The sequence below is a fragment of the Catenuloplanes atrovinosus genome (genome assembly GCF_031458235.1).
Taxonomy (GTDB): Bacteria; Actinomycetota; Actinomycetes; order Mycobacteriales; family Micromonosporaceae; genus Catenuloplanes; species Catenuloplanes atrovinosus.
The window spans coordinates 2,754,965-2,765,196 of sequence record NZ_JAVDYB010000001.1 but is presented as its reverse complement, the minus strand read 5'-3'; the positions used below and the strand labels follow the sequence as shown (position 1 = coordinate 2,765,196).

Genomic DNA, 10,232 nt, shown 5'->3' with positions numbered 1-10,232 from the left:
AGTGGATGAACCCGCGGAGTGCACTGGTCGCGGCCGGTCTGCTGCTCGTGGCGGGCGCGGCCACGCCGGTCGCGCACGCCGCCGAGCCGCCGCCCGGCACAGCACCCGGCGTCTGCCCGGCCGACGGCGGGTACGGTCCGCCGCTGTCCTCGCCGGCCACCACCGCCACCCGCCTGTTCGGCGGGCGCCACTTCCTCGAGGGGCCGGTGTGGATCGCCGACCAGGGCCGGCTGCTGATGTCGGACATGGCCGCGCCGGCCGGGCCGCAGCGGGTGCAGCCGTCGACGATCCTGGCGTACACGCCGGGCGCCACCGGCGTGGAGACGGTGATCGCGGACTCCGGCAGCAACGGGCTGGCCCTGTCCCCGGACGGCCTGTCGATCCTCGCCGCCACCCACGACCGGCGCAGCCTCTCCCGCTACCGGCTCGCCGACGCCTCCCGCGAGACCGTCGCCGGTGACCACCTCGGCGCGGCGTTCAACTCGCCCAACGACGTGACCGTCCGCTCCGACGGCGTCGCCTACTTCACCGACCCCGACTTCCAGCGCGGCGCACGGCCGGACGGGATGCGGGGCCGCACCGGCGTGTTCCGGGTGGCGGACGGGACGGTGTCGCTGGTCGACGACGGCCTGCGGCAGCCGAACGGCATCGCCCTGTCCCCGGACGGCGGCACGCTCTACGTCGGCGCCTACGGCGAGAACAAGATCTACAGCTATCCGGTACGCGAGGACGGCAGCACCGGCACCCGCACGCTCTTCGCCACCGTCGCCGGGCCGGACGGCGCCACGGTCGACTGCGCCGGCAACGTCTACTGGGCCTCCGGCGCGGACGGCCTCGTCCACGTCTTCAGCCCGGCCGGCGAACCGCTCGGCACGATCGCCTCCGGCTCGGGGACCACGAACGTCGCCTTCGGCGGCCCGGACCGGCGCACGCTGTTCGTCACCTCCGGGCGCACGGGCGACTCCGGCCTCTACGGCGTGCGCCTCGGCGTGCCCGGCAACCCGCACTGAACCGCCACCGCCGAAGGGGAACACATGTCGTCACCGCGCGCGCTGCTCGCCGCGTCCACCGCCGCCGCCGTGCTGGCCGGCCTCACCGCGGCGGCCGCACCGGACACCCAGCCGCCGACCGCGCCGACCGGGCTGACCGCCGGTGACCTCACCTGCGCCACCGTCACGTTGAGCTGGGAGGCGGCCACCGACGACACCGGCGTCGCGTTCTACGACCTCTACCACGACGGCCAGGCGATCGGCTCGACCACCGCGGACGTGCGCACGGCCACGGTCGGGGTGGTCGCCGGCGTGCGCTGGGGTTTCTACGTCAACGCCCGGGACGCCGCCGGCAACGTCTCCCAGGCCAGCCGCACGGTGTCGGTCACGCCGCCGTTCTGCGCGGAGGACACCACCGCACCGAGCGTCCCGTCCGGGCTCACCGCGACCGCCGCCGGCACCGAGGTGACCCTGCGATGGGAGGCGGCCACCGACGACGTCGCCGTCACCGGCTACGACGTGGTGCGCGACGGCGTCACGGCCGGCCGGCTGACCGGCTCGGCCGCCAGCCCGCCGGACACCACGTTCACCGACGTCGGGCTGGCCGCCGACGCCGATCACACGTACACGGTGATCGCGCGCGACGCGCAGGGCAACGCCTCGGCGCCCGGCGGACCGGCCCGGGTCCGCACCGGCAGCTCGTGCGCCGCCGTGTGCGGCATCACCCAGGTGACGACCGAGCGGGACCTGCCGTGGGGCCTGGTGCAACTGCCGGACGGCACGGTGCTCTACGCGCAGCGCGACCTGTTCACCGTCCAGGCGATGGCGGCGGACGGCACGGGCAAGCACGGCATCGGCACGATCCCGGAGGCGGCGGGCACGGACGGCGAGGGCGGGGTGCTGGGGCTGGCCATCTCCCCCACCTTCGAGACCGACCGCTGGCTGTACGTCTACCACACCACGGAGACGGACAACCGCATCGTCCGCCTCCGGTACGACGGCACGCTGCGCACCGAGTCGCTGGAGACGCTGGTGACCGGGATTCCGCGCAACAAGTACCACAACGGCGGGCGGCTGCGGTTCGGCCCGGACGGCGCACTCTACGCGGCCACCGGCGACGGCCAGGACCCCGACCAGGCGCAGGACCTGGCCAACCTGGGCGGGAAGATACTCCGGCTGCACCCGGACGGCGCCGTTCCGGAGGACAACCCCTTCCCCGGCAGCTACGTCTGGAGCTACGGGCACCGCAACCCGCAGGGCCTGGCCTTCGACTCGCGCGGCCGGCTGTGGATGCAGGAGTTCGGCAACAGCGTGCAGGACGAGACCAACCTGGTGGTCAAGGGCGGCAACTACGGCTGGCCGGCCTGCGAGGGCACGATCGGCGACGCCTGCGGCACGCCGGGCTTCATCGCGCCGGTGCTGACGTACCCCGTCGCGTCGGCATCGTGCAGCGGCATCGCGATCGTCCGGGACGTGCTCTACATCGCCTGCCTGCGCGGCACCCGGCTGTACCGCGCGGTGATCGACGGCGACCGCCTCACCGGGATCGCGCAGTACTACGCCGGAACCTACGGGCGGCTGCGCACCGTCGAGCCGGCCGTCGACGGCGGGCTGTGGCTGACCACCAGCACCAGGGGCGACAAGGACAGCGTCCCGCGCAACAGCGACGAGCGGATCTTCAAGATCACCCTGGGTGACGGCTGATCCGGATCAGCCGCCGGGCCGCGCCGGGGCCACGGCGAGGCGGCGGCGTTCCAGGACGGCCGCGACCGCGTATCCGCCGCCCGCGGTGACGGCGAGGGTGGCGTACAGGCCCGGGCGGTCGGAGAAGAGCGCGCCGGCGCCGGCCACGAACCGAGCGTGTAGTGCAGCGTGTTCGGCGGGCCGCGCCCTCGGCGATGGTGACCAGCCCGATCACGAACACCGAGCCGGCCGGCCACAGCACGGCCTGGAGGCCGGGCCGGCCGGTCGCGGTGGCCAGGCCGGTGATGGCCGGGGACAGCGCGGTGCACCAGGTGGTGCGGAGCAGCCGCTCGGCGGAGCGGCGGGACTCGCCCGCCCCGCGCTGGGAGCGGACTCCGGCGAGGACCGCGTGCGCCCCGGGCCATCGCCTGCCGCAGCGCGCCGGCGGCGTCGGCCGGTGACGAATCGAGGATCAGCCGCGCGCCGGACAGGTGCAGCAGCACCACGGTGAAGCTGTGCCCGACCCGGACGATCAGCGCCGGGAACATCAGCGCCGCCAGGATTCAGGCCCCGGTCGTCGGTGTAGGCGACGTTGAGCGCCCCGAAGGCGCTGCCGAGCACCGCCGCCAGGGCGGTGAACCGGCCGCGGTCACGAAGCGGTGAGGGCATACCGGGAATGGTGGGCACGTCGCCGGTCGCCCGGCCCCGGCCACGGTGCCGCCGCCTCCGCCCGTGGACGGAGGCGGCGGCCGGTCTCCACCCGCGGGTGGAGGCGGGCGATCAGTCCCGTGGCGGGATGTTGTGGTTGACCCGGAACAGGTTGCGCGGGTCGGCCGCGGCCTTGATCGCGCGCAGGCGCTCCCACGCCCGCGGCTCGTAGGCCGGGCCGATGTCGGCGGCGTCCCGGTCGTACCCGCTGAGGAAGTTGACCTGGCGGCGTCCGGAGGCCCACGGTGCGAGCGCCCGGAGCGGCGCGAACAGCGGCTCGCGCAGCGGCTCCTCCATGCCGGGCGCGCCGGCGGCGCCGAGGAACAGCTGGAACGCCGCGTCGCGGTTGCCGACCGCGGACGGCACCTGCGGGTCGCGGGCCAGCGCGCCGCCGAGCTGCCGTACCTCGATCATCAGCACCGGCGTGTCCACGCCCGGCCCGGCCGCGGCGAGCAGCGCGTCCGCGGCCTCGGCCGGGAAGTCGCGCAGCAGCACGGAGGACTCGTAGGCCGGGATCGGGTCGACCGGGTCCGCGTGGATCATGGCGAACGCGGTGTACGGCATCTCCGCCACCGCGTCGATGATCGGCGTGGCGGCCGCGCGCACGTCCGCGACCAGGCGCTCGCCCTCCTCGGCGGCACCCAGGTACGCGATCCGCACGTGCACGCTCAGCCGCCCCCGCAGCGGCTCCGGCACGAACGGCAGCGGCGGTAGCCGCAGGAACGCCACGGACGCGGTCAGCGACTCCGGCGCGCCCGCGACCAGGCGGCGGAACGCGTCCAGCACCGGGCGGGCGTCCGCGCCGTCGAAGAAGATCCCGCCGCCGTAGAGCCGGGTGACCGGGACCAGCCCGATGGTCAGCGACGTGACCACGCCGAAGTTGCCCTTGCCGCCGCGGATCGCCCAGAACAGGTCCGGCTCGGCCGTCGCGGTCACCTGCCGCAGCGCGCCGTCCGCGGTCACGATCTCGGCGGCGCGCACGTGGTCGGCGGCCCAGCCGTGGGTACGCCCGAGTGTGGAGCTGAGCCCGCCGCCGAGCACGTAGCCGACCACGCCCACGTTCGGCGACGAGCCGGCCAGCGGCGCCAGCCCGGCCTTGGCGGCCGCGTCGACCAGCGCCTGCATCTCGACGGCGGCGCCGACCGTGGCGGTGCCGGCGTCCGCGTCGATCGTGATGTCGTTCATCCGGCGCAGGTTGATCAGCAGCGCGCCGTCGGCCGGCATCGCCTGCCCGTGGCCGGTCGCGCTGACCGCGATCGGCAGGTCCCGCTCGGCGGCGTAGCGGACGGCGGCCCGCACGTCCGCGGTGGAAGTCGCGCCGACCACCACCGCCGGGCGGCCGATCATCGCCAGGTTCCAGGTCGCGGTCTCCTCCTCGTACCCGGCGTCGCCCGGCGTCAGGACCGGGCCGGTGACCTGTGCGGCCAGGATGTCGGTGCTCATCGTCGTCTCCTCGTCACGGCGGCCCGGCGGCGTGCCGGGCCCGGATCCGATGAGACCCCGCGATGATCGCAGAACGATGGACGCGCGCTAGGCGGCGCGTAGACGTCACACGCGCGACGGGGTGAACGCGCGCCGCACCGCGGCCTCGATCTCGTCCCGGCCGTCGATCTCGTGCAGCATGCGCCGCGCCACCGCCTGCACCATCGGGTCGGTGATCCGGTACCGGCCGTCCGCGCCGTCCGCCACCAGGTGCAGGTCGACCAGCGAGTCCAGCGCGGTCAGCGCGTTGTTCTCCGTGGTGCACAGCATCGCGGCCACCTCCGGCACGGTCGCGGCGCAGGCGTCCGTCGCGGTCAGGAACCGCAGCGTGCGGGCGGCCTGTGGGCGCAGCAGCCGGTAGGCGCGGACCATCGGCGCCTCCGCGATCACGCAGTCGTCGTGCAGCGGCGCGTACGGGTCGTGCAACTCGGAGGTGAGCTCCTCGACCAGCGACCGCACGGTCCGGTGCGGGCGGCGCGCGACCCGTTCCGCGGCCAGCCGGACCGAGAGCGGCGCGCCGTCGATCGCGGCGATCGCGTCGCGCACCCAGCCGGGGTCGGACGCCACCCGGGCCGCGCCCGCGATGTGCTCGAACAGCCGCATCGACTCGTCGTCGGCCAGCCCGCCGAGCGTCACCCAGGCGGTGCCGGCCAGCCGGTGGTGCCGCCGCCGCGACGTGAGCAGCAGCGCCGCGTGCGGCAGCGCGGACCGCACCACCGCGACGTCGGCCGGGTCCTCGACGTCGTCGAGCACGATCAGCGGACGGCGGCCGGCGGCCGCGGTGCGCAGCAGCGTGGCCCGGCCGGTCACGGTCGCGGGCAGCGCGCCGGCCACGCCGAACAGCCGCGACCAGGTCAGCAGTGTCTCGGCGAGGCTGTCCGGCGCGGCCAGGTCCGCGTAGAGGCGGCCGTCCGGGAACTCGCCCGCGAGCAGGTGCGCCACGTGCACCGCCGTGCTGGTCCGGCCGAACCCGGGCAGCGCGGTGATCCCGACGGTCGCGCCCGGCACCAGCGCGCCGGTGATCACGGCCAGCTCCGCGACCCGGCCGGTGAAATCCGGCAGATCGGCCGGGAGGTACGTCGGGCCCGTACCGGCCTCGGCGGCAAGCAGCGCCGGGTCGGAGCGCAGGATGCGCCGCTGCATGTCGCGCAGCGCCGGACCGGGATCGAGCGCCAATTCGTCGCGCAGCAGCGCCCGCCCGCGCTGATACAGCTCCAGCGCCTCCGCCTGCCGCCCGCGCCGGTAGAGCGCGAGCATCAGCAGCGCCCGGAAACCCTCCCGCAGCGGGTACGTCTCGACCAGCTCGGTCAGCCGGGCCAGTTCCTCCGCGCTCGCGCCGGACGTCTCCAGCCGCGCCGTGAACAGCAGTTCCTCCGCCGCGACCCGGGTGTCCTCCAGCCGCACCCGGGCCCGCTCCGCGGCCCGTCCCGGAACGCCGGCGAGCGCCTCGCCCTCCCACAGCGCCAGCGCGCCGGACACCAGCTCGGCCGCGCCGGGCGCGTCACCGGCGCGCATCCGCTCGTGCGCCTCGGCCACGCCCGCCTGGAACGCGGTCACGTCGACCGTCGCCCGGCCGGTGCTCAGCGCGTACCCCCGGCCCAGGGTGTCGATGGAGACGACGGTGCCGTCGAACAGCCGCCGCAGCCGGTAGATGTAGGTGCGCGCGGTCGCGACCGCGGTGTCCGGCAGGTCATCCCCCCAGACGGCCGCGACCAGGTCGTCCATGGACGCGGCCCGCCCGTCCCGGATCAGCAGCGCGACCAGCAGCGCCTGCTGCTGCGGCGACCCGACCGCCTGCGGCACCCCGTCCCGCCAGACACGTAACGGTCCCAGTGCGCTGATGCTGATGGCGGCGGTCATCCCCTAAGGATGACCGGTCTCCCCCACCGGCCACGATCGGCTTCCGGTCACATGGGCGACCGTCACAATCCCGGCCGGCCCGCCGGCGGAGCGCCCGGTCAGCACGATCGTGATCCCTGCGCAGGCCGCGCCCGGCTACTACCGGGTCAGTCCCGCGCGCGCCGAGGGCGGCGCGACCGCGACGGGCGAGACGATTCGGGTTCTGTCGAACGGGATGATCGGCCCGGGGTGCGAGCGCGGGGTGAGCGCGCTCGCACCCCACGACGGCTCAGAGCGACTTCAGGACGCGGACGCGGTCGGCGATGGCGCGCCGGGCGACGTCGGACGTGAAGGCGATCGAGTCGAACTCGTGCGGGGCGCCGGGGTGCAGGTGGAACTCGACCGGGACGCCGGCGCGGCTGAGTTTCCCCGCGTAGGCGAGGTCCTCGTCGCGGAAGACGTCCAACTGGCCCACCTCGATGTAGGCCGGCGGCAGGCCGGTCGCGTCATCGAGCCGGGCCGGCGCGGCGGTGGGCGGGACGCCGGGCCCGCCGGCGGCGTCGCCGAGCAACGCCGGCCACGCGGTGCGGCTGTCGTCGTAGGACCACAGCGCGTACGGCTCGACGTGCGGGTCGGGGGTGACGGTGCGGTCGTCGAGCATCGGCATGATCAGCAACTGGCGGGCGATCCTCGGGCCGCCGCGCTCCCGGGTCAGGATCGTCAGCGCCGCCGCCATGCCGCCGCCGGCGCTGTCGCCCATCACCGCGATCCGGTCGCGGTCCACGCCCAGCTCGGGAGCGCGGTCGTGCAGCCAGCGCAGTGCGGCGTAGCCGTCCTCGAGCGGCGTCGGGAACGGGAACTCGGGTGCGCGCCGGTATTCCACCGACAGCATCGGCACGCCGGAGGCCGACACGTACCGGGCGACCGGTCCGTCGAACAGGTCGATGTGGCCGAAGATGTACCCGCCGCCGTGGAGGAAGATCGCGGCCGGGCCCGGCGTCGCGCCGTCCTTGACGTACCAGCGCACGGTGATGTGCGCCCCGTCGTCGGCGGTCACGGTGTGGTCGGTCATCGTGACGTCGGCCGGCATCGGCTGGGCGGCGCCGGCGGCGCCGATGACCGGTTCCCAGAAGGCACGACGGCCCTCGACGTCACCCACCACGGGTGGCGTCACACCGGCCATCGGGGCCAGCGCCGCGGCGATCTCGGGATCCAGGGACAGAGTCATGACCGTTTCTCCTTACCGGGTGTCAGGACGCGAGGACGACGGTCTTGCCGGGCAGCTCGCCGGCGCCGGCCCGGGCGTGCAGCGCGGGCAGATCGGCCAGCGCCACCCGCTCGGCCACCTCGACGCGCAGCTCACCGGTGCTGACCCGGGCGGCCAGGTCGGCGAGCTGGTCGGCGTCGCTGCGGACGAACAGGTCGATGCCGCGTACGCCGCGCGCCTCGTCGGACGGTGCGGGCATCCACACGGTGGTGTTGACCAGGGCGCCGCCGTCGCGGATCAGCGTGACCAGCGCGGCCAACTGCTCCGGCGCGACCGGCGCCAGGTTGAGCACCAGGTCGACCGGCTCGGTCACCGCCGCGATCACGTCAGTGGTGGTGTGGTCGATCACCTCGTCCGCGCCCGCGGCCCTGACCCGCTCCGCGCTGCGCGGGCTGGCCGTGGCGATCACCCGCGCGCCGATCTCCGCGGCCAGTTGCACGGCGTATCCGCCGACCGCCCCGCCGGCGCCGTTGATCAGCACGCGCTGACCGGCGGTCACCTTCCCGTGGTCGAACAGCGCCTGCCACGCGGTCAGGCCCACCAGCGGCAGCGCCGCCGCGTCGGCCAGCGGGATGTTCTTCGGCGCCCCGGTCAGGATGTCGGCCGGCGCGATCACGTACTCCGCGGCCGCACCGGGTCCCGTCATCGGCAGGAAGCCGATGACCCGGTCGCCGACCGCGACCTCGTCCACGCCGTCGCCGACCGCGTCGACCGTGCCCGCGACGTCGATGCCGGGCGTGTGCGGCAGCCGGACCGGGATCGGGCCCTGCATGTAGCCGGCGCGGATGTTGCCGTCGACACCGTTGAACGAGGTCGCGGCCACCCGGATCCGGACCTGACCGGCGCCGGGAACCGGCTGCTCGGCGTCCTCGTACCGGAGGACGTCCGGACCGCCGAACTCGTGAAAACGCACTGCCTTCATCGCTGAACCTGCTTCCGTGAGTGCCGTCTTGCCGGCGACGTCACTCAAGATCGCAGGAGCTGGCGCGGTTATCCTGGGCCGGGCCGGCCCACCCTGATGATCGCCGGTTCCCCGGCTCCCTCGACGAGTTCGGCGAGCCGCGCCGCGTCGTGCGAGCCCGGCGCCGCGGTGAGCATCAGCGCCGCCAGATCGTCGCCCGGGATGGCGAGCAGGCTGCCGACCAGCGTGACCGACTCGCCGTCCGGGTGGACGAACGCGGCGCTGCTCTCGTACGCCGTCACCGGTCGCGGCGTGCGCCACAGGGTGTCGAACATGCGGCTCCGGCTGCGCAGTTCGTCCACCAGCGCGGCGAGCGACGTGTCCGCCGGGTAGCGCAGCAACGCGCCCCTCAGCCGGGCGACGAGGATCGACTCGTGGTCGGTCGCGTCGGCCACGGACTGCTTGAAACCGTCGAACGGGTCGCAGAACGTGCGCCAGGCGACGTTCCAGTCCCACGGGTCGCCGGTCAGCTTCCAGTGCCCCAGGGCGAGGAACGCACTGTTCACGGCGATCAGGTTCATCGCCGCGTCGGAGACGAACATGGGCGTGTCCGTGAACCGCTCCAGCAGCCGCATCGCGCCCGGCCCGACGTCGTCCGGCACCTGCCCGTCCGCGGCGGCGTACCCGGCCAGCGCGCAGAGCCGCTCGTAGTCGGCCCGCCCGATCCGCAACGCCCGGGCGATGGCGTTGACCACCCCGGCCGACGGATGACTGCGCCCCTGCTCCAGCCGGCGCACGTAGTCGGCGGACATCCCCGCCAGGTCGCCGAGCTCCTCCCGCCGCAGACCCGGCACCCGCCGGCGCCCGACCGACAGCCCGACAGCCGCGGGGGTCGTGCTCTCCCGTAACTGGCGCACCGCGGCGCCGAACTCCTGACGTTCCACGGCCCAAGTGTGCCTGGCGGGGTCCGGGCGGGTGGCCGGGGCACCGGGACCGTCGCGGCCGTTCCGCGACCGGCGCGCCTCCGACCGCGACGTGCCGACCGGGACGGCGGTCACCCGCGACGACCGCGGCCGTCGCCGACAAGCACCTGCTGCGCTACGCGTTGCGCGGCGTCGACCCGAAGGCCGGCGTTCAGCACCACGAGGCCGGCGGCCTTGCCCGGCCGTACCGAGCCGGTCCGGCCGGCGATGCCGAGCAGCGCGGCGGGCGTGGTCGCCGCCGCACGGGCCGCCTCGTGCGGTGGATGCCGACCCGGGCGACGGACGCGGGTGGGGGCGTGCCCCCGGAGTGCGGACCCGCCGGGAACGCGACGTCCGATCACCGCCAGACGGCGAAGCCGGCATCGACGACGCTGTCCGTC

General features: G+C 75.1%; 10 protein-coding genes. 3 read left to right on the top strand and 7 right to left on the bottom strand.

What is annotated here, in order from left to right; genetic code table 11:
• The first annotated feature begins 5 nt into the window (after nt 1–5).
• Nucleotides 6–1,010, top strand: a complete 1,005-nt coding sequence (locus J2S41_RS12405) for an SMP-30/gluconolactonase/LRE family protein (protein ID WP_310366965.1) — start codon at nt 6–8, stop codon at nt 1,008–1,010.
• Nucleotides 1,011–1,034: 24 nt separating this feature from the next.
• Entirely contained in the window at nt 1,035–2,693 is a 1,659-nt protein-coding gene (locus tag J2S41_RS12400) for a PQQ-dependent sugar dehydrogenase (RefSeq protein WP_310366964.1), read from the top strand.
• Nucleotides 2,694–2,699: 6 nt separating this feature from the next.
• Here the strand turns inward: J2S41_RS12400 and J2S41_RS12395 are convergent, their stop codons facing one another.
• Complete coding sequence (locus J2S41_RS12395) at nt 2,700–2,840, bottom strand: hypothetical protein (RefSeq protein WP_310366961.1); 141 nt, start codon at nt 2,838–2,840, stop codon at nt 2,700–2,702.
• 14 nt (nt 2,841–2,854) lie between these two features.
• Between J2S41_RS12395 and J2S41_RS12390 the strand changes: the two genes are divergently transcribed.
• Nucleotides 2,855–3,133 carry a hypothetical protein gene (locus tag J2S41_RS12390; RefSeq protein ID WP_310366960.1) on the top strand — a complete coding sequence of 93 codons (279 nt, stop codon included), beginning with the start codon at nt 2,855–2,857 and terminating at the stop codon, nt 3,131–3,133.
• A 319-nt stretch (nt 3,134–3,452) separates the two neighbouring features.
• Here the strand turns inward: J2S41_RS12390 and J2S41_RS12385 are convergent, their stop codons facing one another.
• The 6 genes from J2S41_RS12385 to J2S41_RS39825 all read right to left on the bottom strand — a co-directional run bounded on the left by J2S41_RS12385 (nt 3,453) and on the right by J2S41_RS39825 (nt 10,193).
• Nucleotides 3,453–4,823, bottom strand: coding sequence for an FAD-binding oxidoreductase (locus tag J2S41_RS12385; RefSeq protein WP_310366959.1), 1,371 nt, complete (start codon nt 4,821–4,823; stop codon nt 3,453–3,455).
• A 105-nt stretch (nt 4,824–4,928) separates the two neighbouring features.
• Nucleotides 4,929–6,722, bottom strand: coding sequence for an AfsR/SARP family transcriptional regulator (locus J2S41_RS12380; RefSeq protein WP_310366957.1), 1,794 nt, complete (start codon nt 6,720–6,722; stop codon nt 4,929–4,931).
• 268 nt (nt 6,723–6,990) lie between these two features.
• Nucleotides 6,991–7,929 (bottom strand): alpha/beta hydrolase, encoded by a 939-nt coding sequence (locus J2S41_RS12375; RefSeq protein ID WP_310366955.1) that lies wholly within the window; start codon nt 7,927–7,929, stop codon nt 6,991–6,993.
• A 22-nt stretch (nt 7,930–7,951) separates the two neighbouring features.
• Nucleotides 7,952–8,890 carry an NADP-dependent oxidoreductase gene (locus J2S41_RS12370; RefSeq protein ID WP_310366953.1) on the bottom strand — a complete coding sequence of 313 codons (939 nt, stop codon included), beginning with the start codon at nt 8,888–8,890 and terminating at the stop codon, nt 7,952–7,954.
• 68 nt (nt 8,891–8,958) lie between these two features.
• Complete coding sequence (locus J2S41_RS12365) at nt 8,959–9,813, bottom strand: helix-turn-helix domain-containing protein (protein ID WP_310366951.1); 855 nt, start codon at nt 9,811–9,813, stop codon at nt 8,959–8,961.
• Nucleotides 9,814–9,923: 110 nt separating this feature from the next.
• A complete protein-coding gene (locus J2S41_RS39825; RefSeq protein ID WP_374728126.1) occupies nt 9,924–10,193 on the bottom strand; it encodes an amidohydrolase family protein in 270 nt (89 codons plus the stop codon).
• Between the last annotated feature and the right edge of the window lie 39 nt (nt 10,194–10,232).

Bases quoted from the DNA above. Each gene is read 5' to 3' on its own strand.
- J2S41_RS12405 (WP_310366965.1), top strand. From the start codon at position 6: ATGAACCCGCGGAGTGCACTGGTCGCGGCCGGTCTGCTGCTCGTGGCG.
- J2S41_RS12400 (WP_310366964.1), top strand. From the start codon at position 1,035: ATGTCGTCACCGCGCGCGCTGCTCGCCGCGTCCACCGCCGCCGCCGTG.
- J2S41_RS12385 (WP_310366959.1), bottom strand. From the start codon at position 4,823: ATGAGCACCGACATCCTGGCCGCACAGGTCACCGGCCCGGTCCTGACG.
- J2S41_RS12380 (WP_310366957.1), bottom strand. From the start codon at position 6,722: ATGACCGCCGCCATCAGCATCAGCGCACTGGGACCGTTACGTGTCTGG.
- J2S41_RS12375 (WP_310366955.1), bottom strand. From the start codon at position 7,929: ATGACTCTGTCCCTGGATCCCGAGATCGCCGCGGCGCTGGCCCCGATG.
- J2S41_RS12370 (WP_310366953.1), bottom strand. From the start codon at position 8,890: ATGAAGGCAGTGCGTTTTCACGAGTTCGGCGGTCCGGACGTCCTCCGG.